Raw genomic sequence first — 25,686 nt, forward strand, 5'->3', positions numbered from 1 at the left:
GGTTGGTGATCATGCAGACCACACCTGACCGGACGTCACCCGTCCCCCCGGCCGAGCTCCTGGGCGACCCGTACGGCAGCTACGCGCTGCTGCGCCAGGACGGCCCCGCGCACCGGATCACCGGCCCGGACGGGCTGCCGGTCTGGCTGGTCAGCCGGTACGCCGACGTCCGGCAGGCGCTCGCCGACCCCCGGCTCTCGCTGGACAAGAGCCACTCCCTGCCCGGCAACTACCGCGGCTTCGCGCTGCCCGCCGCGCTGGACGCCAACCTGCTCAACATGGACCCGCCGGACCACACCCGGATCCGCCGCCTGGTCTCGCAGGCGTTCACCCCACGCCGGGTCGAGCGGCTGCGCGAGCCCGTCCAGCGGATCGCCGACCAGCTGCTCGACGCCGTCGCCCCGCTCGGGCGCGCGGACCTGATCGCCGACTACGCCGCGCCGCTGCCGATCACCGTGATCTGCGACCTGCTCGGCGTCCCGCCCGAGGACCGGCGCGACTTCCGCGCCTGGACGGACGAACTGGTCACCCCCGACCGGGCCCGGCCCGAGGCCGCGAAGGCCGCGGTGGCCGCGATCGTCGGGTTCTTCGCCCAGCTGATCGCCCGCAAGCGCGCCGAGCCCGCCGACGACCTGCTCTCCGCCCTGGTCGCCGTCCGCGACCAGGAGGACCGGCTGACCGAGGACGAGCTCACCTCGCTCGCCTTCCTGATCCTGTTCGCCGCGTACGAGAACACCGTCCACCTCATCGGCAACGCCGTGCTCGCACTCCTCGACCACCCGGAGCAGCTGGTCGCGCTGCGCGCCGAGCCCGCGCTGATCGGCTCCGCGATCGAGGAGTTCGCCCGCTACGACGGCCCGGCGCCGCTGGCGATCCGCCGCTTCCCGGTCGAGGACCTGGCGATCGGCGGCGTCACCGTCCCGGCGGGCGAGACCGTGCTGCTGGTGCTCGGCTCGGCCAACCGCGACCCCCAGCAGTTCACCGAGCCCGACCGCCTCGACCTCTCCCGCACCGAGAGCGGCCACCTCGCGCTCGGCCACGGCATCCACTACTGCCTCGGCGCGCCGCTGGCGCGCCTGGAGACCGAGATCGCCCTCGCCACCCTGCTGCGCCGCTTCCCCGCGCTCGCCCTGGACGTCCCCCGGGACGAGCTGCGCCACCGGCCCTCGCTGCGGGCACGCGGCCTGCTGGCCCTTCCCGTCCGGTACTGAACCCGTCCCGTCTGCCGTCCGTATGCGGAGTCACAGGGATTCCACAAGGTCGGCCGCTACCGTGCGCGCGGGTCTCGCCGCCGCCGAGGGGGTGGGGAGCGGAGAGGACGGGAAGGCATGGAGCACGCGCAGGCCGTCGGCGGCCGGTACCTGGTGGACGGGCTGCTCGGGCACGGCGGCATGGCGGAGGTCCACCGGGCGCGGGACCTGCGCCTGGACCGGGTCGTCGCGGTGAAGGTGCTGCGGCCCGAGCTGGCGGCCGACCCGGCCTACCGGGAACGCTTCGGCCGGGAGGCGAGATCGGCCGCCGCGCTGAACCACCCCGGCATCGTCGCGGTCTTCGACAGCGGCGAGGGCGCCGGGCCGGGCGCGGACCTCCCGTACATCGTGATGGAGCACCTGCGCGGCGAGACGCTCGCCGAGCTGGTCCGGGACGGCCGCGCCCCCGGACCGGAGGGCGCGCTGCTGATCTGCGCCGAGATCCTGGACGCGCTGGCGCACGCGCACCGCAGCGGCACCGTGCACCGCGACATCAAACCGGCGAACGTCATGGTCACCGACCGGGGCGTGGTCAAGGTGATGGACTTCGGCATCGCCCGCCCGCTCGACCCGGCCGCGGGAGTCACGCTGACCGGCACCGGCATGGTCCTGGGCACCGCCGAGTACCTCTCCCCGGAGCAGGCCCGCGGCAGGCAGGTCGACGCCCGGTCCGACCTGTACTCCACCGGCTGCCTGCTGTACGAACTCCTCACCAGCAGACCGCCGTTCAGGGCCGAAACCCCGCTGGCCACGGTCTGGCTGCACCTGGAGGAGGCCCCCGCGCCGCCCTCGCGGTACGTACCCGGGCTGCCCGCGGCCGTGGACGCCCTGGTCCTCACCGCCCTGGCCAAGGAACCGGACCGGCGCTTCGCCGACGCGGCCTCGATGCGCGCTGCCGTCGGCCGGGCCCTGCGCGAACTCCGGCAGGCGGTGCCCGCCCCCGGTACCGCCGCCGCGCCCACCGCTGCCACGCCCACCGCCGCCGCGCGCGCCGTCAGCGCCGCTCCCACGCTCGCCGCCGCCGTGCCCGCCCCGTCGCCCGCTCCGTCGCCCACCCCCGCGCGGCGGCGCCGGATGCCCCGGGTGGCGCTTGTCCTGCTCGGGTGCGCGGTGCTGGCCGGCGGCGGTGTGGCGATCGCGTCCGCCCGCGGCGGCGCCGCGGCCACCGTCCCCGCACCCGACCTGCGGGGCAAGACCCTCGCCGAGGCCCGCCGCACCCTGCAGGGAGCCGGCCTGCACGTCGGACGGATCGCCACCGGCGACTGCGCCGTGCCGGTCGCCGCCGGGCGGGCGGTCTGCGGGCAGCAGCCGGTCCCGGGCGCCGGCGTCACCCGGGGCGGCGCCGTCGCGCTGCGGATCCCGGCCGATCCGGCGGCGGTGCGCTGAGCCGCACGGGCGGCCCGGACGGGCCGCCCCGGCGTGGCCGCGACCACCCGCGCTGCGCGGCCCCCGGGCCGGGTGAAGACTGGGACCGGACCAGGCGGCGGTGAACCGCCGCCCCGACCGCCCAGGGGAAGCATGCTTCTCGGACTCGTCACCGCCCTGCTCGCCACCCTCTGCTACGGCTTCGCGTCCGTACTGCAGGCCCGTGGCGCCCGCGAACTGCCCGAACAGAACCGGCCCGGGCTGCGCCTGCTCGGCGGCGTCGCCCGCTCCCCGCAGTTCCTGCTCGGGACGGGTCTCGACATCGCCGGGTTCGGCCTGGTCGTGGTCGCACTGCTCAGACTGCCGCTCTTCCTGGTGCAGGCCGTCACCAGCGCCAGCCTGGCGGTGACCGCGGCGGCGGCCGGCTGGCTGCTCGGCGGCCGGCTCGGGCGGCGCGACGTCCGGGGCATCGTCACCGTCGTCGCGGGGCTGGCCATGCTGGCGCTCAGCGCCGGGCCGGAGGGACACCGGTCCGGCGGTGCCGGGTTCCACCTCGGACTGCTGGCCACCGGGGGAGCCGTCCTGCTGCTCACCCTCCCGCTCGCGCACCGGCGCGGGAACGCGGTGGCGGCCGCGCTCGGACTGCTCGCGGGCACCGGCTTCGGCGTGGTCAGCCTGGCGGTCCGGGTGCTCGACCACTCCTCCCCGGCGGCGCTGCTCACCGACATCGCCACCTACGCGCTGGTGGTCGGCGGCCTGGGCGGGTACCTCTGCTACGCGCTGGCCCTGCAACGCGGCTCGGTGACCGCCGCGACCGCTGCCATGGTCGTCGGCGAGACCCTGGCACCTGGGCTGGTCGGGGTGCTGCTGCTCGGCGACCGGGCCCGGGCGGGGGCCGGCTGGCTGGCGGTGCTGGGCTTCGCGGTCGCGGTCGGCGGCGCCTTCGTGCTCGCCCGGTTCGGCGAGATCGAACCGCCCCCGCCGCCGGGCGGACCCGCCGTGCGACCGGGCGGCCACCGTGCGACGGTGGGGCTACCTGCGGACGACGGCCCTCCCGGCCCGGCCCGTCCGGGGGGCCCGAGCCCGGATGAGGTGGAGCGCATGACGACGGACCCCGCAGCCCCAGGCGAGCCCGCGGCGCCCTGGACGGCAGGATGAACACCGCCCCGGCGGGCGCCGGGCGGCCGGTCGCGCTGGTGACCGGCGCGTCCTCCGGCATCGGCGCCGCGACGGCCGTCCGGCTGGCCCGGGCGGGCTGGTACCCGCTGCTCTCCGGCACCGACCCCGCCCGGCTCGACGCGGTGGCCAGGAAGACCGGCGGCACGGCGCTGCCCGGCGACCTGGCCGAGCCCGGCGGCCCGACGGAGCTGGCCCGCCAGGCGCTCGCGCTGTCCGGCCGGGTCGACGCGCTGATCGCCAACGCGGGCATCGGCTGGCGCGGGCCGTTCACCGGGATGCCGCTCGACCTGCTCGACCACATGGTCACGCTCAACCTGACGGCGCCGCTGCGGCTGGCCCGCCTGCTGCTGCCCGCGATGGTGGAGCGCGGCAGCGGGTGCCTCGTCCTGACCGGCTCGATCGCCGGCCGGGTCGGCGTCCGCGAGGAGGCCGTGTACGCGGCGACCAAGGCGGCGCTGGGCATGTTCGCGGAGAGCCTGCGCTACGAGCTGCACGGCACCGGGGTCCGGGTCCGGCTGGTGATACCGGGGGTGGTCGACACCGCGTTCTTCAGCCGGCGCGGCACCCCCTACCACCGCGACCGGCCCCGCCCGGTGTCACCCGAGCGGATCGCCGACACCGTGCACGCCCTGCTGACCGGACGCCGGGAGGAGGCGACGGTGCCCGGCTGGTTGCGACTGCCCGAACGGGTGCACGGCACCGTCCCCGCGCTGTTCCGGCGGATGGCCGGCCGGTTCGACTGATGGCCGCCCGCCTGCTGCTCGCCGGGGCGGGCGCCGCCACGGCGGTGCAGCTGCTGCACCTGGCCCCCGCCGCCGCCCGGCTCCCGCCGGTCCGCCGCACGCTCTGCCGGGGGCTGGCCGGGTACGGCACCCGTACCCACGTGGCGCTGACCTTCGACGACGGGCCCGATCCGCGCAGCACCCCGCGCTTCCTGGACACCCTGGACGCCCTGGAGGTCCGGGCCACCTTCTTCCTGCTCGGCAGCATGCTCGAACGCGCCCCGGAGCTCGGGCGCGAACTGGTCGGGCGCGGCCACGAGGTCGCGGTGCACGGCTGGGACCACCGGCCGCCGTGGTGGCCGGACCCGGCCCGCGACCTGGCCGAGCTGCGGCGCGCCACCGAGGCGGTCACCGACCTCTGCGGCGTCCGCCCGCTCTGGTACCGCCCCCCGTACGGGGTCCTCACCAGCGGGCTGCTGCGGGCCGCCCGGCGGTCGCGACTGCGGACGGTCCTCTGGACGGGCTGGGGCCGGGACTGGACGGCCCACGCCACCCCGGCCTCGGTCCACGCGACCCTGCGCCCCCACCTGCGCGGCGGCGCCACCCTCCTGCTGCACGACTCCGACTGCACCTCCGCCCCCGGCGCCTGGACCTCCGCCCTCGGCGCCCTCCCCCTGCTGGCAGCCCACTGCCACGCCGCAAACCTCCAGCTCGGCCCCCTACGCGACCACGGCCTGACCCCCTGACCCGCTCGTCAGGGGCGCGTGGGGGTACCTCCCGGCCGAAGGATGGGGGAGAACTGCGCGAATCCGGGAGCGACGGCGCCGCACTCACCGCAAAAGTGCACCAGGCACCCCCAGGGGCGTGAGCACTGCCGAGCCCCTACGGGAGGAGTTCTGCGAGCGCAGCGCCGAACGCTGAGGCCCAGGGCCCCCGGGACGGGGTCAGGTCGGGCGGGGGCGGTGTGCCGTCCAGGAGGGCGAGGGCGCTGCGGACCACGTCGGCCGGGTGGGCGGAGGTGACGGCGGCCCGGCCGAGTTCCAGTTCGTGCTGGAGGTTGTCCCGGCCGTGGCCCTGGACCACGTCGAGCAGCAGCAGCGGGCGGCCCAGGGCGCGGGCCTCGCTGCAGGTGTCGCCGGAGCTGGTGACCACCAGGTCGGCGGCGGCCATCAGCGTCGGGACGCGTTCGGTGTAGCCGATGGGGTGGAGTCTGGGGTCCCGCCGCGCCGCCGTCCGGAGCCGGGACTCCAACGCCCGGTTACGGCCCGCGACCGCGAGTACGTGTGTCCCGGCGGCGGCCAGCGCGCGGGCCGTCCCGGCGACTGGGCCGAGACCCCAGGCGCCCGACATCAGCAGCACGCAGCGGGCGTCCGCCGGGATGCCCAGCTCGGTGCGCGCCTCGGCCCGGGTGGGCGGGGTGTAGAAGCCGGCCCGCAGGGGGGCGGGGACGACGGCGATCCGGGCCCGCGGGCGGTAGCGCCGCACCGCACAGGCCGCGACCTCGGAGGTGACCAGGAAGAGGTCGGTGGCGTCCTGCACCCACAGCCGGTGCGGTGTGACGTCGGTGCAGAAGACCGCGTGGACCATCCCCGGCCACCGCCGCCGCAGCCGGTTCACGGCGGACGCGGCGGTGGGGAAGACGGACACGACCAGCTCGGCCGGGCGGTCGTCCAGCAGCCGGCCCACCTCCGGGACGAGCCGCCTGCGGGCGGCGGCCTCGGCGAGCAGCGCGAGCCGCGTCCCGGGCCGCAGCGCGGCGAAGTGGAAGGCGTCGTACAGGCCGGGCAGCGCGAGCATCCGGCGGAAGACCGCCTCCCCGGCGGCGGCGCCCGCCGATCCGAGCAGGGCCATCGCGTCGACCGTCGCGGTGGTCCAGCCCAGGTCGTGCAGGGTGTCGGCGCAGGCCCGGGCCATCACGTCGTGGCCCTGGCCGAGGGAGCCGGTGAGCAGCAGCGCGTGCGGCATGTCGTCAGCCGCGGCCGGCTTCGGTGGACCGGTACCAGTCGATGTAGCGGCCGACCCCGTCGGAGAACGGGGTCTTGGGTGACCAGCCCAGCAGCCGTTTGGCCTTCGCGTTGGAGATCGCCCGGCCCGCGTAGTCGGCCGCGCGGGCCGGGACGTGTTCGATGGTGACCGGGCCGAGCAGCCCGCTCACGGTGTCGGCGACCTCCCGGATCGACACCGCCGTGCCGCCCTCCAGGGCGAAGGTCTGGTCCTGCGCGGCCGGGGAGAGCGCCCGGACGTGGGCTTCGGCGAGGTCTTCCACGTAGACCCAGTTGCGGGTCTGGCCGCCGTCCCCGGCGATGGTGATCGGGCGGCCGGCCAGGGCGGCCTGGACGAACCGGGCGATCACCAGCTCGTCCCGCATCCTCGGTCCGTACGGGATGCCGTACCGCAGGATGGTGAAGTGCTGGCCGTACAGGTCGTGGTAGCTGTGCACCGCCAGCTCGGCGGCGAGTTTGCCCGCCACGTAGAGGTGGCCGGTGCGGCCGAGGTCGATCGGGGTGTCCTCGGTCAGCTCCACGTCGTCCGCGCCGGGCGGGTCGTACGCGGCGCCGTAGACCCAGACGGTGCTGGCCAGCACCACGCGGGCGGAGCCGGCCCGGCGGGCGGCCTCCAGCACGCTGACCGTGCCGTCGACGTTCATCCGGGTGGCCTGCACGGGGTCGGTGGCGACCTGGTCCACGTTGGCGGTGGCGGCGAGGTGGAAGACCACGTCGCTGCCGGCCAGCGCGGCGGTCAGGCCCGCCAGGTCGAGGATGTCGGTGCGGACGTACTCGGCGGAGGGGTTGGTCCGGACGGCCGGGCCGCCGGCCGGTGCGCTGTCGATCACCAGCACCTCGTGACCCGCACCCAGCAGCCGGTCCACCACGTGGGACCCGATGAATCCGCACCCGCCGGTGACCACGGCTCTCATGGCGTCCCCTCAGTTGATCAGATCGGCGTGGACGGCGGAGAGCGCGGAGAGCACCTGGTCGACCTCGTCGTCCCGCATGTCCGAGTGGACGGGCAGGCAGACGTGGCGGGCGCAGACGTCCTCGGCGACCGGCAGCGGACCGTCCGCGTACGCGGCCAGCACCGGTTGGTGGTGCAGCGGCAGGTCGTAGACCTCGCCGGGGAGCCGGACGCCGAACCGCTCGCGCATTTCGCTCTTGAAGAGCGCGCGGTCCACTCCTTCCGGCAGCAGCACCATGTACTTGTAGTAGTTGCTCCGGCAGCCGGGGGGCTCGGCCAGCGGCTGCAGGCCGGGCAGCCCGGCCAGTGCGACGTGGTAGCGGTCGGCCACCTCGCGGCGGGTCTCGATGAACTCCTTGAGGCGGCGCAGGTGCACCTCGCCGATCGCCGCGTGCACCTCGCTCAGCCGCCAGGAGTAGCCCTGGCGGACGTGGTGGTTGGTGAGGAAGGAGCCCTTGCCCTGGTCCCGGTAGATCCGGGCCTCGTCGCGCAGCCGGTCGGAGGCGGTGACCAGCATGCCGCCCTCGCCGCAGGTGGTGACCTTGGTGGCGTAGAACGAGAACGCCCCGGCGGCGCCGAAGGACCCGGCGAACCGGCCGTCGTAGCTGCAGCCGTGGGCGTGCGCCGCGTCCTCGATCAGCTGGATGCCGCGGTCGTCGCAGAGCCGCCGGATCGCGTCCACCTCCGGGGTGATCAGCCCGCCGATGTGGACCAGCAGGACGGCGGCGGTGGCGGGGGTGAGGGCCGCCTCCAGGGTGGCCGCGCTCAGCGCGAAGGTGTCGGCCGCGACGTCGGCGAAGACCGGCCGGCCGCCCGCGTGCAGCACGGCCGCCGCGGTGGCGTAGAAGGTGTTGGCGGGCACCACGACGTCCCGCCCGGCCACCTCCGTGATCCGCAGGGCGATCTCCAGGGCCGCCGTGCCGCTGGTGACCGCGACGGCGTACGGCACTTCGTGCGCGTCCGCGAAGGCGGCCTCGAAGCGCTCGGTGCGTGGCCCGAGGGTCATCGCACCGGTGGCCAGAATTTCCGTGACCGCGTCGGCGACCGCCGACCGGTCGTCCTCCGGGTACACGACTCGCGCGGCGGGAACATCCACGCGCCACCTCCGACACTCGGCGGGATCGGTCAGGGCCCAGGGCATCCGGGGCGCATGTCACGTTACCCGGGAAAGCCGACGAAGCATTGGATATGCGGCCAAAAGGGACAGTGCCGCTCCCGGTGTCGGACGGTCGGCGGGGCCGACATCGCGCCATCCCCGCGATGTGAGGGCGGCCACTGAAATCGCTCTCTGTCCGAACGATTTCCTGCATTTCGGGTGCCAGGGGCGCAAATCTCCTGCGAGATCCCCGATCCGCCGACGGGTGGAGGAGTTCCTTCGGTGACGATCGATCGGCTCCTCCGGCGGAACTGTCCGGAAATGTGGCCAACTCGTGGACCCCCGCCATTCGGCTGTTACGACCAGTGCACCGGCTCTGCAAACATGGATCCGGACGAGCCGATCATGAAATATGCCAGCGGCATAGTGGCCAACGCGGCTTCTCCCGCGTGGTTCTGACGGTCCGTCGAATCCTCAGACACATCTGTTCGCGCGCCCCGCCACCGGCGGGGCGCCAAAGGGGGGTAAAGCCATGTCCGAATCCAGCCGAGGATCCGACCTCACGCGCCGCCGCATGCTCCAGGGCGCGGCCGTCGCGCTCACCGCCGCCGCCGGGACGGCGCTGATCGGCCTGACCGGGCCCACCGACCGGCCCGCCGCGGCCGCCGGCCTCGCCGGGTCGGACGAGTTCGACGAGGTCTACCAGGGCCGCCGGATCCAGGGGCGGCCCGTGACGGACGGCGCCGCCGCGGGCCACCACCACGGCGGGGGCTACGCCGTGCTGATAGACGGCCGGCCGCTGCACATGATGCGCAACTCCGACGGGACGTGGATCAGCGTCGTCAACCACTACCAGACCTTCACCACGCCGCGCGGGCTGGCCCGCGCCGCCGTCAACGAGCTCCAGGGCGCCACGCTCGTCTGACCCGTCCGACCCGTCTAACCCGGCCGGTGCGACCGGCCACCGAAAAGCAGCTCATCCCACGAGGGGGACACATGGCAGTCCGCAAGAATCAGGCGACCCTGACGGCCAAGGAGAAGCGCGACTTCGTCAACGCCGTACTGGAGCTCAAGCGTGCCGGGGGGTACGACGACTTCGTCAGCACCCACGACTCCTTCATCAAGAGCGACTCGGACGACGGTCCGCGGACGGCCCACCACGCGCCGTCCTTCCTGCCGTGGCACCGCAGGTTCCTGCTCCAGTTCGAGCAGGCGCTGCAAGGCGTGAACCCGGACGTGACGCTGCCGTACTGGGACTGGACGGCCGACCGCACGCCGACCGCCTCCCTGTGGGGCAGCGACTTCCTGGGCGGCGACGGCCGCCGCAGCGACGGCCAGGTGACCACGGGTGCCTTCGCCTTCAGCGGCGGCAAGTGGCCGCTGAAGGTCAGCCCCGACAACCGGACCTTCCTGCGCCGGGCGATGGGCCGAGGCGTGGCCGAGCTGCCCACCCGGGCGGAGGTGAACTCGGTGCTCGCGCTCCCCGACTACGACGCGGCGCCGTGGAACGGCTCCTCCGAGGGCTTCCGGAACAACCTGGAGGGCTGGCGGGGCGTCAACCTGCACAACCGGGTGCACGTCTGGGTCGGGGGCCTGATGCTGACCGGCATGTCGCCCAACGACCCGGTGTTCTGGCTGCACCACTGCTTCGTCGACAAGCTGTGGGCCGAGTGGCAGAGCCGCCACCCCGGCCAGGGCTACCTGCCGGCCGACAGCACCGACAACGTGGTCGCGCTGGGCGACGCCATGAAGCCCTGGAACGACACCACCCCGGCCGACATGCTCGACCACACCGGCCACTACACCTACGACACCGGCTTCTGACAGCGGCCTGCCCCGGTCTCCGTGGGGGAGACCGGGGCAGGCGGCGCGGCTCAGGCCGACCGGCACATGGAGGTCGGCCTCAGATGACGGTCTCGGCCTCGATGTAGCGCTCGGCGGGGACGGTCTTCAGGTCGGCCACCGCCTCGGCCAGCGGCACCAGGTTGATCTGGGTGCCCTGCAGTGCGGTGATGTGCCCGAAGGCGCCCTTGTGGACGGCCTCGACGGCGTGCCAGCCGAAGCGGGTGGCGAGCACGCGGTCGTACGCGGTCGGGGTGCCGCCGCGCTGGGTGTGGCCGAGGATGACCGGCTTGGCCTCCTTGCCCAGGCGGTGCTCCAGCTCGCGGGAGAGTTGGTTGGCGACACCGGTGAAGCGCTCGTGGCCGTAGATGTCCTTGACGCCCTCCTCCCAGTGCATGGTGCCGGGCTCGGGCTTGGCGCCCTCGGCGCAGACCACGATGGCGAACTTCTTGTTCCGGTCGAAGCGCTCGCGGACGACCTCGGTCAGCCGGTCGATGTGGAACGGGCGTTCGGGCACCACGATCGCGTGCGCGCCGGCGGCCATCCCCGCGTGCAGCGCGATCCAGCCGGTGTGGCGGCCCATCAGCTCGACCACCATCACCCGCTGGTGCGACTCGGCGGTGGTCTTCAGCCGGTCCAGCGCCTCGGTGGCCACCGAGACGGCGGTGTCGAAGCCGAAGGTGACGTCGGTGCAGGCGATGTCGTTGTCGATGGTCTTCGGCACGCCGACCACCGGCAGGCCCGCGTCGCTCATCAGCTTCGCGGCCTTCAGGGTGCCCTCGCCGCCGATCGGGATCACCGCGTCGATGCCGAGGTCCGCGCAGTACTTCTTGGCGCGCTCGACGCCGTCCCGCAGATGGCTCGGCTGGACCCGGGACGAGCCCAGGATGGTGCCGCCCTGGGCCAGGATGCCGCTCACCGACTCGATGGTGAGGGGACGATGGACGCCTTCGAGCAGACCGCGCCAGCCGTCCTGGAACCCGATGATCTCGTCGCCGTGGTCGACCACCCCCCGGTGGACCACGGACCGGATCACGGCGTTCAGGCCGGGGCAGTCACCGCCGCTGGTCAGCACACCAATACGCATTGCTTTGCAACTCCCGAGCAGTACCGGACGGCCGGACTTCCACCTTGGTGCTTGCCCCTAAAGGACGGCTCGTATCAGACATAAGTCGTCGAATCGGGCCATAGAGCAGCATACGGCCCCTGCGTCCGGCCGGGCAGGCGCCAACGAGGGAGCGACGTCGTCGGCGCACCCGCGCGGAACTGCGGCTGGACACCGAGGAGGGTGTGCGTCCAGCTTCCGTATTGTCGTACGAAGAGTGGCCCCGGGGTACCGGGTGACCGCCATGCGGTCACCCGGCACCCGCGCGTGGGTCGGCCGTGGGTCAGGCGGGCTGGCGGGTGGCGGTGATCCGCTCGTTGCGCAGCGCGTCGTACCAGGTGGTGTCGGCCGGCGGCAGGGCGTTCACGTCCAGGGCCAGCTTGATCAGCATGTCCGCGACGGCGGGGTTGCGGGCCATCACCGGGCCGTGCAGGTAGGTGCCGAAGACGGTGTCCCGCCAGGCGCCCTCGGTGCCGTCGCCGGTGCCGTTGCCCCGGCCGGTCTGGACGGTGGCCAGCGGAGCCACGCCCTGGCCCAGGTGCGTGACGCCCTGGTGGTTCTCGAAACCGGTCAGCTGCGGCAGGTTCAGCCGGGGGTCGACCTCGGCGAGCACGTCGCCGACGCACCGGCCGCCCTCGCCCCGGGTCGACCAGACGTCGAGCAGGCCGAGGCCCGGCTCGCGCTCGCCCAGGTCGTTGACGAACTCGTGGCCGAGGATCTGGTAACCGGCGCAGACCGAGAAGATGATCGCACCGTTCTCGGCGGCCCGGACCAGCCCGGTGTCGGCCCGCAGCCGCTCGGCCGCCAGCCGCTGCGGACGGTCCTCGCCACCGCCGATCAGGTAGATGTCACCGCTGGTGGGGACCGCCTGGTCGGAGCGCACGTCGATCCGCGTCACCCCGAGACCGCGCTGGCGGGCCCGGCGCTCGACGACCAGCGCGTTGCCGCGGTCGCCGTAGGTGCTCAGCAGGTCCGGGTAGACCCAGACCAGCCGCAGGTTGCTGTCGCTCATCCGCGAGGCCCTTCCGTACGACTGCTGCGGCTGCTGCTGCGGCGGGGCGTACTGCTGGGAGTGGTCGAAGTGCGGCCCGCCCTCGGGACGGCCGTGCTGGGGCTGCGCGGCGAACGGCTGCCCGCCGTGCGGCTGCCCGTCGAAGGGACGGCCGCCGTGCGGCTGCGCGCCGAAGGGCTGGTCACCGTGGGGCTGGGGAGACTGGGGAGGGAACGACATCAGTTGGCCACCGCCTTTCGCAGCTGCTGGAACGCGGTGTAGTTGGCGATCGCCTCGATCCGTCCGGGCGGGGCCATCTGCACGGCCTGCTCCAGCGTGTCCACCACCTGGAACTGCAGGCCGGCGACCTCCAGCCGCACCGCGAGGTCCAGCTTGCGCTGGCCCATCACGAAGACCGGGTGACTGGCCAGCCGCTCGTAGTCGACGTCCCAGAGCCAGGAGGTGTCGGTGCCGTCCGCGTCCAGCGCGTTCACCGACAGGACGACCGGCGCGGGCGGGCCGTCGATCAGCGAGAAGGTCTCCAGCCAGCCGGCCGGGTTCTTGGCCAGCAGCAGGCGGACGTCCCGGCCCAGGTACGAGACCACGTCGTAGCGGCCGGCCACCGCGGTGACCGACTGCATCCGCTCCAGGGCGACCTGCGGGGCGACCCCGAAGACGGCGGCCACGGCGGCCGAGCTGGTGGCGTTGGCCAGGTTGGCGCGGCCCGGCAGCTGGAGCGAGATCGGCCAGGCGCCGCGCTGCGGGTCGATCACGTGGGTGCCCTGGAGCGCCCAGTGCGGCTGCGGACGGCGGAAGCCGCAGTCCTGGCAGAACCAGTCGTCGCCGGGGCGCTGCATCACACCGCCGCAGGACGGGCAGGACCAGGCGTCCTCCTTCCACGCCTGGCCGGCGGCCACCCAGACCACCTTCCGGCAGGAGGAGGCGGCCCAGGTCACCAGCGGGTCGTCCGCGTTGGCGATGATCACGGCCTCGGTGTCCTTGAGGCCCTCGCGCCACTTCTCGGCCATCATCCGCGTCTCGGCGGCGCGGTCCAGCTGGTCGCGCGAGAGGTTCAGCAGCGCTATGGCCTTGGGGTTGGTGTCGCGGGCGACCCCGGCCAGGTACTTCTCGTCGACCTCGATCACGCCGAACTTGGCGTCCGAGCCGCCCGCCAGCGCGGCGGTGATGCCGGCCGGCATGTTGGCGCCCAGCGCGTTGGAGACGACCGGGCCGGCGGCGCGCAGCGCCTCGGCGATCAGCCGGGTGGTGGTGGTCTTGCCGTTGGTCGCGCTGACCAGGACCACGTCGAGGTGTTCGGCGAGGGTCGCGAGCAGGTCGGGGTCCAGCTTGAGCGCGACCTTGCCGCCGATCACCGAGCCGCTGCCGCGGCCGGCCTTCTGCGAGAGGGCGGCGGCCACCCGGCCGGCCGTCACGGCGAGCTTGGCGCGGGCGGGCAGCGAGGCGTCGCGTACGGCCGCGGCTTCCGAATCGGTGCCTGGCATGCTCAGTGGTTCCTCCTTGCTGCGGCGCCCTCCGGGGGGTTCGCGAGAACTCCTCGGGGGCGGGGACGGGGGCCAGCCTACCCACTCCGCCCTCCAGCACCGATTTCCGGACCCTCGGTGGGACGGAAGTCGCGTGAACTGTGTGCTTACGGCAACCACAGCAGGGGCGCGGGGAACTGCGCGCGCAACCGTGCACGTACGTTGTGCCCTGGTCGCGCAGTTCCCCGCGCCCCTGGGGGTGCCCAGTTGCGTACGGCCACCCGGCGAGGGGCTACCGCGCCGGGCCGGTGGGCCAGGGGGTGGGGAGTTGGTCCGCGGCCTCGGCGAGGTGGGCGGTGATGGTGAGGACACCCGCCTCGATCTGGTGGTCGAGCGGGGCGCCGAGCCGCCGCATGGTGGCGATCAGGCCGGTGTTGGAGGCGTGCGTGACGGCGTAGACGGTCGGGACGCCCGCCTCCAGGGCCAGCGCGGCCATCCGCCGCAGCAGGTCGAAGCCGAGGCCGCGCCGCTGCCAGTCGTCCTCGACCAGCAGCGCGACCTCCGCGCTGTCGTCGTCCCAGATCAGGTGGGCCAGTGCGACGATCCGCCCGTTCGGCGCCTCCACCGCGAGGGTCTGCCCGTGCCGGGGGTCGAGCAGGTGCTCCAGGTAGCGGTCGGCGTCGTGGACCGGGCCGTGGTAGCGCTTGCGCAGGGCCTCCGGGGAGCAGCGGTGGTGCATGGCGACCGCTGCCGCGAGGTCGTCCCGGTCGGCCCGCCGGACGGTCAGGTCCGTCCCGGCGGGCAGACTGAGCCGGGCCTCGACCTTGGGGACGCGCGGGCCGAGCAGGGCGTCCAGCTCGACCAGCTTGCGCGCCCGGGCGAACTCCGTCGGGGTGAACGGCAGGTGCGGCCGGGTCAGTTCGATCAGGTCGCCGGACGGGGCCGGCAGCCGCATCACGTGTCCCTCGAACCCGGCGCCCGCCCGCGCCGCGCCGCCCGGGTACTGCCGGATGGTGCAGCGGCCGAACAGCTGCCGCAGCGCGACCGGCAGCTCGGCGGCGTCCAGCGCCGTCCGGGTGGCCAGCGCCAGCACGTGGGTGGGCTCGTCCACCAGGTCGTGCGCATCGGCCGGGTCGGTCCAGATGTCCTGGCCCCCGGCGGCGGCCACCGTGGCCGCCAGCTCGGCCCGGGTCAGCGCGAGGGGCGCGCGGACCAGGAACTCGTCGACGGTGCCGGCCGGCAGCGGGTGGGCCTGCAGCGAGATGATGTTGATCTCCCGCCCGGCGAAGGCGGTGCAGATCCGGGCCAGGCTGCCGGGGGAGTCGGCGACGGTGGTCCGGATCCGCCAGAGCGCGGTCTCCTGGTAGTCCCGCAGCGGTCCGCTCACCTCCGCCGCCCCGGGTGGTCCGGCCGGCTCGGGGCCGGGCGGTCCGTGCGGGTGGCGCTGCGCCCACCAGACGTGGAACAGCGCCGTGCCGATGAGCGCGAGCGCCGAGGCGACCAGCAGCACCGGTCCGTCGTGCCCGTGCACCACGACGTTGGCGACCAGGTCGGCCAGGGCGACGGCGACGAAGACCGCGCCGAGTTCGGTGGTGTCCCGGCGCCAGTGGTGGCCGCGGGCGCTGCGCCGCTGGGCGCGGGAGGGGGTGGCGGGCCGGTGGTCCGGGAATCTGTCCATAGGAGCATGGTGTCGCTCCGGTGTTTCGCGATCACGAATCCCCCGTGACCTGTTGGTAAATGTCTCAGGTTGGTCCCCGAACGACCTGAACGGGCCGTTCTGCGACCGTCGTCCGTCCGGTGGCAGGCGGTCAGTAGCCGGGGCGACATTCCATCAGACCCACTGCGGCGGTGCGTACTTCGCTCAGCAGCAGGTGGAGGTCGGCCTCGGTGGTGGCGGAGTTGAGCAGACAGGCCCGGAGCATTTCGCGGCCCTCGTGGACGGCACCCGTGACGAAGACCTTGCCTTGCAGCTGCACCCTGACCGGCAGTTGCCGGTTGAGGGCGTTCACGGTGTCCTCGTCCGCCCCGGCGGGCCGGTGGCGGAAGGCGACGATGGAGGTCTGCACCGGTGCGAGCAGCTCCAGGTCCGGCGCGGCGTCGATCAGCTCGCCGAGCCGCCGGGCCAGTGCGGTGCAGCGGGCGACGTCGGCGGCGAGGCCGTCCCGGCCGCGGTGGGCGATGGTCGCCCAGACCTTGAGCGAGCGGAACGGGCGGGTCTGCTCCATGCCGTACTCGGAGAACCAGCCGAGCGCGCCCGCCGCCTCGTCGCGCAGGTAGGAGGGGACCAGGCTGAAGGTGCCGCGCAGCTCGTCGGTGTCGCGGACCAGTGCGCACCCGCAGTCCACCGGCACCCCGAGCCACTTGTGCGGGTCCAGGGCGAGCGAGTCGGCGCGGTCCATCCCGGCGTAGCGGTGCGCGATGGCCGGGTCCAGCACGCCGAAGGCGCCGTACGCGCCGTCCACGTGCAGCCAGAGCCGCTCGGCGGCGCAGAGGTCGGCGATCGGGTCGAAGGCGTCCACCGCGCCGGTGCCGACCGTGCCGGCCGAGGCGACGACCAGGAAGGGCAGCAGCCCGGCGGCCCGGTCCTCGGCGACGGCGGCGGCCAGTGCGGTGACGTCGAGCCGGCCGTCGGCGTCACTGGCGACGGTCCGCAGGTGCCGGCTGCCGAGCCCGAGCAGTTCGACGGCCTTGCGGACGCAGGAGTGGGTCTCCTCGGTGGCGTACGCGGTCAGCGGCGGGAGGGCGGCCAGGCCGTCCGCGCGCAGGTCCACGCCGGCCAGCCGGGCGGCGCGGTTCCGGGCGGCGGCCAGGCACAGGATGGTGGCCATCGAGGTGCCGGAGGTAAGGATGCCGCCGCCGGGCGGATGGGGGAAGCCGACCAGCTCGGCGATCCAGCGGACCACGGCCCGCTCCAGGTGGACGTCGGCGTGGTCGCCGCCGGCCGAGCTGGGGTTCATCGCGGCGGCGGCCAGGGTGGCCAGCACCCCGGCCGGGGCGGGGGCCGAGTTGACCCAGCCGAAGAAGCGCGGGTGGCCGTTGCCCATCGGCGCGGTCATCACCTCGGCGGCGATCACGTCCAGCAGCCCGGCCAGCGGCGTGCCCCCGGCGGGCAGCGGCGCGTCCAGCAGTGCCTGCCGCCGGGCGGGGTCCATCGGCTGCCAGACCGGGCCGTCGGCCACCCCGTCCAGGTAGTCGCTGACCAGCGCGGCGGTGGCGTGGGCGGCGGTGCGGAAGTCGTCGGAGGGGGCGGCGGGCCGTGCGGCGGGTGCTGCGGCGGGCGGTACGGCGGAAGACGCGCTCATGGTGCTGCTCCAGCGGGTGGGCCGGGGTGCGGCGTCCTCGGCGCACCAGGTGCGACGATCCTAGGCCCTGGCCGGGTCCGGGCCCGGCCCGCCCGTTCCGGTGTCAGTCCAGGGTGGCGGGCAGACCGCCCGCCGCGCGGCAGTACCCGGCGATCTCCTGGTTGGTGATCTGGGCGCAGAGCCGGGCGGCCGCGCCGGAGTCGGTGTAGTTGACCGTCCAGTAGCTCATCAGGCCGTCCGTGCAGGCCCGGCGGTGTGCCGCGTCGGACCCGGTGGCGCACTGGTCGGCGGTCCAGTTCGCCCGGTCCAGGTTGTACTTCATGGTCCGCGAGCCGACCCCCCGGCTGCAGTCGATGTCGCCGCCGGTGGACTGGGCGTTCAGGCACCACTTCAGGGCGCCGGCGAAGACCTCGGGGTGGTTGGGGTAGTCGTGCGAGCTCAGGTAGAAGGTCGGGGCGTAGAAGTAGCAGGCCGACCGGAACAGCGCGGGCTGCTCGGGGCAGGGGTAGAGCGGTTCCTGCGCGAGCTTGTCGGCGGGGAGGTTGGCCTTCGCCTTCTCGTCCTCCTCGTCCGGCCCGAAGAGCTGCATGAACAGGCCTTCGGAGCAGGTGATCCGCCGGCTGTCGGTGGGGAACTCGTTGCAGAGCTCGCGGGCCTTCGCCACGTCCTGCTGGGCGACGAACATCGTGCCGTGGCCGACGCCGTGGATGCACGGGCCCTTGTTGGCGGGTGCGCAGAGCTTCAGCAGGTCGGCGGCCGGGTCCTTGGAGGCGTTGAGCATCTCCTCGACCGCGCCGTGCAGGTAGCCCGCCGCGCAGGTCTCGTGCGGGAAGGAGATGACCTTCTCGAAGTCCTCGTGGTAGCGCTTGACGGCGGCGTGGCCCAGCTCGTGCGCGATCGGGTGGCAGAACCGGACGGTGTACGGCTGCTTCTTGGTGATCGCGTCCAGGTCGGCGAGCGCCACGCCCGGGTCGGTGGCGGCCATCTCGGCCATCAGCTTGTTGCGCAGGGTGCTGCGGGTCCAGACCGCCGGGTCCCCGGTCGGGACGGCGGACGCGCTGCGGACGGCCACCGGTGCCGCCGCCGCGGACCCCGCCGGGGGAGTGCTCCCCGGCGGGGTCCACTGGGTCACCGCCACCGCGCCGAGCCCGAGGGCGCCGAGCAGGAAGGCGGTGATGATCGCGAAGACTCGCGGTTGCATGACGGTGGTCCCCAGCTCGCTTCGGACGGGTGGTCCTCCCATCCTGGCGGCAGTGGGCCGGAATGTACCGGTTTGCGCCCGCCATCCGGGAAGTGTCGGGCCCGCTGCGCGGTCGCCGACCCGTTCAACGAAGCCGGCGCCACCCGGTCACCGTTCCTCCCCGGAGTGGCCCCCCTTCCCGCTCGGAGGTCCGGTCAGATCTCCAGTGCCACGTCGTAGTCGGACAGCCAGGCGTCCAGGTCGAGCGCGACCTCCATCCCCAGCCGGGCCGCCTGCGGGTCGGCGTCCGGGCCGATCGCGTCGGCGACCGCGCGGCGGTTGAGCAGGTCGTGCACCGGGGAGTCCGGCCGGGCGGACAGCGCGGCCAGTTCGCGCTGGAGGATGCGGGCGTACCCCGGGTCCTGGGTGCTCGGGTACGGGCTCTTGACCCGGTCGGCCACCTCGGCGGGCAGCACGTCCCGGACGGCCGCGCGCAGCAGGCTCTTCTCCCGCCCGTCGAACGTCTTCATCGACCACGGGGTGTTGAAGACGTACTGCACCAGCCGGTGGTCGCAGAACGGCACCCGGACCTCCAGCCCGGTGGCCATGCTCAGCCGGTCCTTGCGGTCCAGCAGGACCCGGACGAACCGGGTCAGGTTGAGATAGCCGAGCTCGCGCATCCGCCGCTCCACCGGGTCGGCCCCGTCCAGGTGCGGGACCTCGGCTATCGCCTTGTGGTACTGCTCCCGCTGGTAGCCCGGCAGGTCGAGCTTGGCGAGCAGGTCGGGGGAGAGCAGCCCCTCCCGGGCCGAGACGCCGGGGCCGGCCAGCGAGGACATCGCCGCCACCCACGGGAACTCCTGGGCGGCCACGGCCACCGGGTCGTGGAACCAGCGGTAGCCGCCGAACAGCTCGTCCGAGGCCTCACCCGAGAGCGCGACCGTGGAGTGCTTCCGGATGCCCTTGAACAGCAGCAGCATCGAGGTGTCCATGTCGCCGAGGCCGCCCGGCAGGTCCCGGGCGTGCAGCACGGCCCGCCGGTACTCCGGGGACGACAGGGCGGCGCTGTCCAGCTCGATGGTGCTGTGGTCGGCCCCGACGTGGTCGGCCAGCAGCCGGGCGAACGGACCGTCCGGGGTGCCGCGCAGCTCGTCGGCGCGGAAGTTCTCGGTCTGTCCGGGGAAGTCGACGTCGAACGAGCGGACCGGGCCGTGGCCGCCCTCGCGCAGGCTCTTGGCGGCCAGCGCGGTGACGGCGCTGGAGTCCAGCCCGCCGGAGAGCAGCGAGCAGAGCGGCACGTCGGAGATCAGCTGGCGGCGCACGATGTCGTCCAGCAGCGAGCGGATGGTGCCGATGGTGGTGTCGAGGTCGTCGGTGTGCTCCCGGGCCTCCAGCGCCCAGTACCGGTGCTTGGTCAGCCCCTCGCGGCGGACCCGGACGAGGTGTCCGGGCTCCACCTCGGCCAGGCCCCGGTAGATCGCGTGCCCGGGTGCCTTGGTCATCGCCAGCAGCTCGCGCAGCCCGTCCAGGTCGACCCGGGCCCGCACGTCCGGGTGGGCCAGTACGGCCTTGGGCTCGGAGCCGAACAGCACGCCGTGCGGCGTCGGGTAGTAGTAGAGCGGCTTGACGCCCATCCGGTCGCGGACGAGCAGCAGCTCCTCCGCGCGGGCGTCCCAGATCGCGAAGGCGAACATCCCGTTCAGCCGGTCGACGAAGCCGCGCCCCCACTGGAGGTAGGCGTGCAGCACGACCTCGGTGTCGCTCCTGGTGCGGAAGCGGTGCCCGGCCGCCTCCAGCTCGCTGCGCAGCTCCAGGTAGTTGTAGACCTCGCCGGTGTAGGTGAGGGAGGCCAGCAGGCGGCCGTCCTCCTCCACCACCATCGGCTGCGCGCCGCCGTCGATGTCGATCACGGCGAGCCGGCGGTGCCCCAGCGCGGCGTGCGGCTGGAGGTGCACCCCGCCCGCGTCCGGCCCCCGGCAGGTCATCGTCTGCGTCATCGCGTCGAGTGTGGTGCGCTCGCCGGTCAGGTCACGATCGAACGCGACCCAGCCTGTCATTCCGCACATGTAACAGCCCCCACCGTTTCGTTTGTGTGTCGATATGATCACGCTACGCGTGCGTAGGGTCTGGATCAAGAGGGCCGAATGCCGGAACCCGTGCCCGATTTCGGGCAGGATTCTTGGTTTCATCGAGACCGGACGCCTAGGCTCCCCTCTCGTGTCCGCCTCACCGCACCCTCACGAAGACCTGCTCGCCCACCTCACCCGCATCAGCCCGCTGGGGCCGCGGGAGGCGGCGCGGGTGGTCGCGGAGGTGCTGGCGTACTTCTCCGAGTCCACCGAGGAGTACGTCCGGCGCCGCCACGGTGAGCTGCAGGCACGCGGCCTCACCAACGAAAAGATCTTCGCCCGGCTCGGCACCGAACTCGCCGCCCGCCGGGTCGCCGCGCCGGAGCTCTCCGCCCGCCAGCTGCGCCGGATCGTCTACGGCTGAGCCCGACCCGCCCGGTCCGTACCGGATCACCTGCCCGACCCGCCCGACCTGTACCGAGAACCTGAGGAGCAGCCCCCATGTGCGGAATCGTCGCCTACATCGGCCCCAAGGACGCGACCACCTTCCTGCTGGAGGGCCTGCAGAGGCTTGAGTACCGGGGCTACGACTCGGCGGGCGTCGCCGTCGCGGGCAAGGCCGGCACGCTCAAGGTCTGCAAGGTCAAGGGCCGGGTCGCCGATCTCGCGGCCGCCGTGCCCGCCAACTTCTTCTCCAAGCAGCGGGGCAAGGGCTCGACGGGCATCGGCCACACCCGCTGGGCCACCCACGGCGTGCCCAGCGACGCCAACGCCCACCCGCACACCGACACGTCCGGCCGGATCGCGGTCGTCCACAACGGCATCATCGAGAACGCCGACGAGCTGCGCGCCCGCCTGCTCGCCGACGGCGCCGTCTTCACCTCCGAGACCGACACCGAGGTGCTCGGCCACCTGATCGCCGCCCACGCGGTCGAGGGCACCGAGCTGGAGGACGCCGTCCGGGCCGCCCTCGGCCACGTGGTCGGCACCTACGGCATCGCCGTCCTGGACGCCGCCCAGCCGGACCGGATCGTGGTGGCCCGCAACGGCAGCCCGATCGTGCTCGGCCTCGGCGAGAAGGAGATGTTCGTCGCCTCCGACGTCGCCGCGCTGGTCCGCTACACCCGCCAGGTGGTCCACCTGGAGGACGGCGAGCTGGCCACCGTCCGCGCCGACGGCTTCCGCACCTTCACCGAGGACGCCCGCACCGTCACCCGCCAGCCGTCCACGGTCGACTGGGAGATCGCCTCCTACGACACCGCCGGGTACGAGCACTTCCTGCTCAAGGAGATCCACGAGCAGCCCGCCGCCGTCGAGCGCACCCTCAGCGGCCGGCTCGACGAGCGGTTCGCCACCGCCCACCTCGGCGGCCTCAACCTGGACGCCCGCGAGCTGCGCGAGATCCGCCGGGTCAAGATCCTCGGCTGTGGCTCCGCGTACTACGCCGGCGAGATGGGCGCCCAGCTGATCGAGGAGCTGGCCCGGATCCCCGCGCACAGCGAGCCGGCCTCCGAGTTCCGCTACCGCAACCCCGTCATCGAGGCCGACACCCTCTACGTCGCCGTCAGCCAGTCCGGCGAGACGTACGACACGCTCGCCGCCGTGCAGGAGATCAAGCGCAAGGGCGGACGCGTGCTGGGCGTGGTCAACACCGTCGGCAGCGCCATCGCCCGCGAGTGCGACGGCGGCATCTACCTGCACGCCGGGCCGGAGATCTCGGTCGCCTCCACCAAGGCGTTCACCTCCACCGTGATCGCCTTCGCCCTGCTCGCCCTGCACTTCGGCCGGATCAACGACCTCTCGCCCGCCGACGGCCGCCGGATCGTGGCCGGACTCAAGGCGCTGCCCGGGCAGATCCGCGAGGTCCTCGGCCAGGAGGCGGAGATCGCGAAGCTCGCCGCCGAGTACGCCGGGAGCGCGGGCATGATGTTCATCGGCCGGGTCCGCGGCTACCCCGTCGCCCGTGAGGGCGCGCAGAAGCTGAAGGAGATCTCCTACGTCCACGCCGAGGCGTACCCGGCGAGCGAGCTGAAGCACGGGCCGCTCGCCCTGATCAGCCCCGAACTGCCGACCGTCGCCCTCGTCCCGGACGACGAACTGCTCGACAAGAACCTCACCACCCTCGGCGAGATCAAGGCCCGCTCCGGCCGTGTCCTGGCCATCGGCCACCGGGCCCCCGAGGCCAAGCTCGCCGACCACGCGATCCTGGTCCCCAAGAGCGAGCCCGAGCTCGACCCGCTGCTGCTGAACATCCCGCTCCAGCTGCTCGCCTACTACGCGGCGGTCGCGCTGGAGCGCGACGTCGACAAGCCCCGCAACCTCGCCAAGAGCGTGACCGTCGAGTAGGGCCGGACGGCTGGACCTGCCGGGGGCCGGTCGGCGGGCCTGCCGTCCCGTGGGGCCCGCAGGCCCCACGGGCCCGGCCCGGTGAGGCCTCCCATGGAGCTGACCTTGCGTCAGTTAGCATGCGTGCACGAGCCCCCGCGCGCGAGCCCCGTGTGCGGGCCACGGTGAACGGGGAGAGCGATGCGATTCGGGATCATCGGGACGGGCACCGTCGGCCGCACGCTGGCGGGGAAGCTGGCCTCGCTGGGGCACGAGGTGGCCCTCGGGTCCCGTACCAAGGACAACCCCGCCGCGCTCGCCTGGGCCGAGCAGGCGGGCCCGTCCGGGCACAGCGGCACCTTCGCGGAGGCCGCCGAGTTCGGCGAGCTGGTGATCAACGCGACCTCCGGGACGGTCTCGCTCCAGGCGCTGCGCGCCGCGGGCGAGTCGCGGCTGGCCGGAAAGGTGCTGCTCGACGTGTCCAACCCGCTGGTCTTCTCGGCCACCGGCGAGGTGAGCCTGGACCCGGTGAACACCGACAGCATCGGCGAGCAGATCCAGCGCGAGTTCCCGGGCGCCCGGGTGGTCAAGGGCCTGAACACCGTCAACGCCATGGTGATGGTCGACCCGGGCCGGGTGCCCGGTGCGCACAACCTCTTCGTCGCGGGTGAGGACGTCGAGGCGAAGGCCCAGGTCACAGCGGTGCTGGAGCAGTTCGGCTGGCCGGCCGGCTCGGTGCTCGACCTCGGCGGGATCAAGGCGGCGCGCGGCATGGAGATGCTGATGCCGTTCTGGCTGCAGCTGATGGGTCACTTCGGACACGCCGACTTCAACTACTCGATCAGGACGGCGGGCTGACAGCCGTGGTGGCACCCGGAGCCGGCGGCGCGCACGGCCGCGCGGCGCCCGCTTCGGCGTCTTCCGGGGTCGGGCCGGTCAGTGCTGCTGCTGGCGTTCGATGACGGTGTCCGGTCCGGGGTAGATCAGCCCCTCGTGGCCGTCCTCGAACTGGACGAGGTACGGGGGTTCGCCGTCGGTGCCGCGCACCTCGGTGATCTCGCCCTTGCGGTCCGCCATGCCCACCGACCTGCCGTGGATGTGGATCTGGTCGCCTACCGTGGCTTGCATGTCTGCTCCTCGGAGCGTGAGGGCCGCGTCGGCGCACCTGCCGGCCGCCGCGCAGGAGGGTCGGTCCCGTCTCCACTGTGCGGCGCCGCCGCTCCGGCCGCAATGCGGTCGGCGAGGCGGCGGGGTGATGCGGCGGGTGATGCGGCCGTCAGGCCGTGGGCCGGTCGGCGAGGTAGCAGCGGAGCAGGCGCTTGCACTCGGCGATCATGGTCGGGTCCCCGTCCGGGTCGATCCGGAAGGCCAGTTTGAGGACGGCGTCGGCGCACTCCAGCGCCACCCGCAGCGTCAGCGGGACATCCTCTGAGCCGAACATCGCCCCGCCGAGGCCGCGTAGCCGGACGGCCACGGCCTCGTTGTTGTCGAGCTCCGCGTCGAGCAGGTGCTCATGGTCGCCCGGCTCCGACCCCTCGGCCGGGATGCGGTCCACCAGCCCGAAATCGACCTGCCCGAAGCCCGGCACGGTGCGCTTCATCGCGACGAACTCCTCGACGGCCAGGTCGGCGAAGCCGGCCACGCCCTGCGGGTGATCGGCGTCGATCCGGCGGGCCAGCCGGTCGAGGTAGCGGTCCAGGTTCCGCGCCGCGAGGGCGGCGAGCAGGCTCTCCTTGCCGGAGAAGAACTGGTAGAGCGTGCCGATCGGGACCTGCGCGCGCTGCGCCACCTCCTTGGTGGTGAGCGCGCCGGCCCCGACCTCGTCGAGCAGGCCCGCACTGGCGTCGAGGAGGCGTTCGTACCGCTCCAGGCTGCGCCGCTGCACCGGCCGGCGCCGGGGCGCACCGATGCCGACGGCCTGGTCGGTCCCGTCTGTCTCCGCCTTCATGCGCCCACTCTGCCGCATCCGGTGTTCCGGGGGCGAATCACCGACATGAGGGGAACTCATATCAGCTCGGGGCGTCATCCCGTACAGCGTCCGCAGCCGCAGCGAGACGTCCGAACGCCCGCCCGGAGCGGTCACTTCGGCGGAACGGGGATGTCCAGTCCCCGGACCGCCACGAGCCGCGCCGAGCCCTCGGAGAGCCGGTACGACAGGCCCACCACGGCCGCCCGGCCCGCGTCGACCTCCTCGGCCAGGGCGCGCGAGCGGTCCAGGAGCAGGTCGACGGTGTGCTGTACGTGGGTGTCCACGAGGTCGTCCATCTCCTCCAGGCCCGCCGCGCGGGCGGCCAGCACGCTGGGGGTGACCCGCTCCACGACATCGCGGACGTACCCCGACGGCGGCAGGCCCCCGTCCAGCGCCGCGCGGGCGGCCCCGACGGCCCCGCAGGAGTCGTGCCCGAGGACGACGACGAGCGGGCAGCCCAGCACGCTGACCCCGTACTCGACGCTGCCCAGGACCTCCGGGCCGAGCACGTGGCCCGCCGTCCGGATCACGAACAGATCGCCGAGGCCCCGGTCGAAGATGATCTCGGCGGCCAGCCGGGAGTCGGAGCAGCCGAAGAGCACCGCGAAGGGCTGCTGCTCGGGAGCGAGGGCGGTGCGGCGGGCCGCGTCCTGGTTCGGGTGTTCCGGCGTGCCGGAGACGAAGCGCAGGTTGCCGTCCAGCAGTATCTGGAAGGCCTCGGCGGGCGACGGAGTGCGCGGGTGGGACATGCTCCAACCCTACGGCCCGCGACGGGTCCACGTCCGCCCGGTCCCGGGCGGGCCGCTCCCGTCCTGTCCCGTCCGGGCCGGCGACCGCGGGGGTGTGGGGCTCCCT

At 73.7% G+C, this 25,686-nt stretch carries 23 protein-coding genes; 10 read left to right on the top strand and 13 right to left on the bottom strand.

Features of this window, described 5'->3' with window-relative positions; all coding sequences use genetic code 11:
- Positions 1-11 precede the first annotated feature (11 nt).
- From ABD330_RS23800 to ABD330_RS23820, 5 genes are all read left to right on the top strand, one after another.
- Positions 12-1,211: a cytochrome P450 family protein gene (locus ABD330_RS23800; protein WP_344467998.1), complete on the top strand. Its 1,200-nt coding sequence runs from the start codon at positions 12-14 to the stop codon at positions 1,209-1,211.
- Between the two features lie 117 nt (positions 1,212-1,328).
- Complete coding sequence (locus tag ABD330_RS23805; protein WP_344467999.1) at positions 1,329-2,636, top strand: protein kinase domain-containing protein; 1,308 nt, start codon at positions 1,329-1,331, stop codon at positions 2,634-2,636.
- A 132-nt stretch (positions 2,637-2,768) separates the two neighbouring features.
- Entirely contained in the window at positions 2,769-3,773 is a 1,005-nt protein-coding gene (locus ABD330_RS23810) for a DMT family protein (protein ID WP_344468000.1), read from the top strand.
- Positions 3,770-4,537, top strand: coding sequence for an SDR family NAD(P)-dependent oxidoreductase (locus tag ABD330_RS23815; protein WP_344468001.1), 768 nt, complete (start codon positions 3,770-3,772; stop codon positions 4,535-4,537). The genes ABD330_RS23810 and ABD330_RS23815 overlap by 4 nt, the downstream gene beginning before the upstream one ends.
- The gene (locus ABD330_RS23820; RefSeq protein ID WP_344468002.1) at positions 4,537-5,262 is read left to right on the top strand and encodes a polysaccharide deacetylase family protein; all 726 of its coding nucleotides are present in this window, start codon (positions 4,537-4,539) and stop codon (positions 5,260-5,262) included. Before ABD330_RS23815 ends, ABD330_RS23820 begins: the two co-directional genes overlap by 1 nt.
- A gap of 136 nt (positions 5,263-5,398) precedes the next feature.
- Here the strand turns inward: ABD330_RS23820 and ABD330_RS23825 are convergent, their stop codons facing one another.
- The 3 genes from ABD330_RS23825 to ABD330_RS23835 are packed head-to-tail and all read right to left on the bottom strand — an operon-like array spanning position 5,399 to position 8,567.
- Complete coding sequence (locus ABD330_RS23825; protein ID WP_344468003.1) at positions 5,399-6,481, bottom strand: glycosyltransferase family protein; 1,083 nt, start codon at positions 6,479-6,481, stop codon at positions 5,399-5,401.
- Positions 6,482-6,485: 4 nt separating this feature from the next.
- Positions 6,486-7,433 (bottom strand): NAD-dependent epimerase/dehydratase family protein, encoded by a 948-nt coding sequence (locus ABD330_RS23830; RefSeq protein WP_344468004.1) that lies wholly within the window; start codon positions 7,431-7,433, stop codon positions 6,486-6,488.
- A 9-nt stretch (positions 7,434-7,442) separates the two neighbouring features.
- Positions 7,443-8,567: a DegT/DnrJ/EryC1/StrS family aminotransferase gene (locus tag ABD330_RS23835; RefSeq protein WP_344468005.1), complete on the bottom strand. Its 1,125-nt coding sequence runs from the start codon at positions 8,565-8,567 to the stop codon at positions 7,443-7,445.
- 532 nt (positions 8,568-9,099) lie between these two features.
- Here ABD330_RS23835 and melC1 point away from each other — a divergent pair.
- Both melC1 and melC2 read left to right on the top strand, forming a co-directional pair.
- A complete protein-coding gene (gene melC1 / locus ABD330_RS23840; RefSeq protein ID WP_344468006.1) occupies positions 9,100-9,492 on the top strand; it encodes an apotyrosinase chaperone MelC1 in 393 nt (130 codons plus the stop codon).
- Positions 9,493-9,563: 71 nt separating this feature from the next.
- On the top strand, positions 9,564-10,391 hold the full coding sequence (melC2, locus tag ABD330_RS23845) for a tyrosinase MelC2 (RefSeq protein ID WP_344468007.1): 828 nt from the start codon (positions 9,564-9,566) through the stop codon (positions 10,389-10,391).
- A gap of 79 nt (positions 10,392-10,470) precedes the next feature.
- Here melC2 and ABD330_RS23850 read toward each other — a convergent pair whose 3' ends face one another.
- From ABD330_RS23850 to asnB, 7 genes are all read right to left on the bottom strand, one after another.
- A complete protein-coding gene (locus ABD330_RS23850) occupies positions 10,471-11,496 on the bottom strand; it encodes a 6-phosphofructokinase (protein ID WP_344468008.1) in 1,026 nt (341 codons plus the stop codon).
- Between the two features lie 301 nt (positions 11,497-11,797).
- The gene (locus ABD330_RS23855; RefSeq protein ID WP_344468041.1) at positions 11,798-12,526 is read right to left on the bottom strand and encodes a type 1 glutamine amidotransferase; all 729 of its coding nucleotides are present in this window, start codon (positions 12,524-12,526) and stop codon (positions 11,798-11,800) included.
- Positions 12,527-12,744: 218 nt separating this feature from the next.
- Entirely contained in the window at positions 12,745-14,007 is a 1,263-nt protein-coding gene (locus ABD330_RS23860; RefSeq protein ID WP_344468009.1) for a MurT ligase domain-containing protein, read from the bottom strand.
- Between the two features lie 271 nt (positions 14,008-14,278).
- The gene (locus ABD330_RS23865) at positions 14,279-15,664 is read right to left on the bottom strand and encodes a GNAT family N-acetyltransferase (protein ID WP_344468010.1); all 1,386 of its coding nucleotides are present in this window, start codon (positions 15,662-15,664) and stop codon (positions 14,279-14,281) included.
- A gap of 130 nt (positions 15,665-15,794) precedes the next feature.
- Positions 15,795-17,288 (bottom strand): pyridoxal phosphate-dependent decarboxylase family protein, encoded by a 1,494-nt coding sequence (locus tag ABD330_RS23870; protein ID WP_344468011.1) that lies wholly within the window; start codon positions 17,286-17,288, stop codon positions 15,795-15,797.
- A 103-nt stretch (positions 17,289-17,391) separates the two neighbouring features.
- The gene (locus ABD330_RS23875; RefSeq protein WP_344468012.1) at positions 17,392-18,489 is read right to left on the bottom strand and encodes a hypothetical protein; all 1,098 of its coding nucleotides are present in this window, start codon (positions 18,487-18,489) and stop codon (positions 17,392-17,394) included.
- A 194-nt stretch (positions 18,490-18,683) separates the two neighbouring features.
- Entirely contained in the window at positions 18,684-20,534 is a 1,851-nt protein-coding gene (asnB, locus tag ABD330_RS23880) for an asparagine synthase (glutamine-hydrolyzing) (RefSeq protein WP_344468013.1), read from the bottom strand.
- Positions 20,535-20,685: 151 nt separating this feature from the next.
- Here asnB and ABD330_RS23885 point away from each other — a divergent pair, with 151 nt between their 5' ends.
- The 3 genes from ABD330_RS23885 (at position 20,686) to ABD330_RS23895 (ending at position 23,720) form a co-directional block, all read left to right on the top strand.
- A complete protein-coding gene (locus ABD330_RS23885) occupies positions 20,686-20,961 on the top strand; it encodes a hypothetical protein (protein ID WP_344468014.1) in 276 nt (91 codons plus the stop codon).
- Between the two features lie 77 nt (positions 20,962-21,038).
- A complete protein-coding gene (gene glmS, locus ABD330_RS23890; RefSeq protein ID WP_344468015.1) occupies positions 21,039-22,883 on the top strand; it encodes a glutamine--fructose-6-phosphate transaminase (isomerizing) in 1,845 nt (614 codons plus the stop codon).
- Between the two features lie 180 nt (positions 22,884-23,063).
- Positions 23,064-23,720 (top strand): NADPH-dependent F420 reductase, encoded by a 657-nt coding sequence (locus tag ABD330_RS23895; protein WP_344468016.1) that lies wholly within the window; start codon positions 23,064-23,066, stop codon positions 23,718-23,720.
- Between the two features lie 78 nt (positions 23,721-23,798).
- Here the strand turns inward: ABD330_RS23895 and ABD330_RS23900 are convergent, their stop codons facing one another.
- The 3 genes from ABD330_RS23900 to ABD330_RS23910 form a co-directional block, all read right to left on the bottom strand.
- Entirely contained in the window at positions 23,799-23,990 is a 192-nt protein-coding gene (locus ABD330_RS23900; RefSeq protein ID WP_344468017.1) for a DUF1918 domain-containing protein, read from the bottom strand.
- Positions 23,991-24,138: 148 nt separating this feature from the next.
- Complete coding sequence (locus ABD330_RS23905; RefSeq protein ID WP_344468018.1) at positions 24,139-24,810, bottom strand: TetR/AcrR family transcriptional regulator; 672 nt, start codon at positions 24,808-24,810, stop codon at positions 24,139-24,141.
- A gap of 131 nt (positions 24,811-24,941) precedes the next feature.
- On the bottom strand, positions 24,942-25,580 hold the full coding sequence (locus ABD330_RS23910) for a carbonic anhydrase (RefSeq protein WP_344468019.1): 639 nt from the start codon (positions 25,578-25,580) through the stop codon (positions 24,942-24,944).
- Between the last annotated feature and the right edge of the window lie 106 nt (positions 25,581-25,686).

It is taken from the genome of Kitasatospora kazusensis, from assembly GCF_039529945.1.
Taxonomy (GTDB): domain Bacteria; phylum Actinomycetota; class Actinomycetes; order Streptomycetales; family Streptomycetaceae; genus Kitasatospora; species Kitasatospora kazusensis.

What these genes read in the sequence shown, in the direction of transcription:
- ABD330_RS23800 (WP_344467998.1), top strand. Translation starts at nt 12, where the DNA reads ATGCAGACCACACCTGACCGGACGTCACCCGTCCCCCCGGCCGAGCTC.
- ABD330_RS23805 (WP_344467999.1), top strand. Translation starts at nt 1,329, where the DNA reads ATGGAGCACGCGCAGGCCGTCGGCGGCCGGTACCTGGTGGACGGGCTG.
- ABD330_RS23810 (WP_344468000.1), top strand. Translation starts at nt 2,769, where the DNA reads ATGCTTCTCGGACTCGTCACCGCCCTGCTCGCCACCCTCTGCTACGGC.
- ABD330_RS23815 (WP_344468001.1), top strand. Translation starts at nt 3,770, where the DNA reads ATGAACACCGCCCCGGCGGGCGCCGGGCGGCCGGTCGCGCTGGTGACC.
- ABD330_RS23820 (WP_344468002.1), top strand. Translation starts at nt 4,537, where the DNA reads ATGGCCGCCCGCCTGCTGCTCGCCGGGGCGGGCGCCGCCACGGCGGTG.
- ABD330_RS23825 (WP_344468003.1), bottom strand. Translation starts at nt 6,481, where the DNA reads ATGCCGCACGCGCTGCTGCTCACCGGCTCCCTCGGCCAGGGCCACGAC.
- ABD330_RS23830 (WP_344468004.1), bottom strand. Translation starts at nt 7,433, where the DNA reads ATGAGAGCCGTGGTCACCGGCGGGTGCGGATTCATCGGGTCCCACGTG.
- melC1 (WP_344468006.1), top strand. Translation starts at nt 9,100, where the DNA reads ATGTCCGAATCCAGCCGAGGATCCGACCTCACGCGCCGCCGCATGCTC.
- melC2 (WP_344468007.1), top strand. Translation starts at nt 9,564, where the DNA reads ATGGCAGTCCGCAAGAATCAGGCGACCCTGACGGCCAAGGAGAAGCGC.
- ABD330_RS23850 (WP_344468008.1), bottom strand. Translation starts at nt 11,496, where the DNA reads ATGCGTATTGGTGTGCTGACCAGCGGCGGTGACTGCCCCGGCCTGAAC.
- ABD330_RS23855 (WP_344468041.1), bottom strand. Translation starts at nt 12,526, where the DNA reads ATGAGCGACAGCAACCTGCGGCTGGTCTGGGTCTACCCGGACCTGCTG.
- ABD330_RS23860 (WP_344468009.1), bottom strand. Translation starts at nt 14,007, where the DNA reads ATGCCAGGCACCGATTCGGAAGCCGCGGCCGTACGCGACGCCTCGCTG.
- ABD330_RS23865 (WP_344468010.1), bottom strand. Translation starts at nt 15,664, where the DNA reads ATGGACAGATTCCCGGACCACCGGCCCGCCACCCCCTCCCGCGCCCAG.
- ABD330_RS23870 (WP_344468011.1), bottom strand. Translation starts at nt 17,288, where the DNA reads ATGAGCGCGTCTTCCGCCGTACCGCCCGCCGCAGCACCCGCCGCACGG.
- ABD330_RS23875 (WP_344468012.1), bottom strand. Translation starts at nt 18,489, where the DNA reads ATGCAACCGCGAGTCTTCGCGATCATCACCGCCTTCCTGCTCGGCGCC.
- asnB (WP_344468013.1), bottom strand. Translation starts at nt 20,534, where the DNA reads ATGTGCGGAATGACAGGCTGGGTCGCGTTCGATCGTGACCTGACCGGC.
- glmS (WP_344468015.1), top strand. Translation starts at nt 21,039, where the DNA reads ATGTGCGGAATCGTCGCCTACATCGGCCCCAAGGACGCGACCACCTTC.
- ABD330_RS23895 (WP_344468016.1), top strand. Translation starts at nt 23,064, where the DNA reads ATGCGATTCGGGATCATCGGGACGGGCACCGTCGGCCGCACGCTGGCG.
- ABD330_RS23900 (WP_344468017.1), bottom strand. Translation starts at nt 23,990, where the DNA reads ATGCAAGCCACGGTAGGCGACCAGATCCACATCCACGGCAGGTCGGTG.
- ABD330_RS23905 (WP_344468018.1), bottom strand. Translation starts at nt 24,810, where the DNA reads ATGAAGGCGGAGACAGACGGGACCGACCAGGCCGTCGGCATCGGTGCG.
- ABD330_RS23910 (WP_344468019.1), bottom strand. Translation starts at nt 25,580, where the DNA reads ATGTCCCACCCGCGCACTCCGTCGCCCGCCGAGGCCTTCCAGATACTG.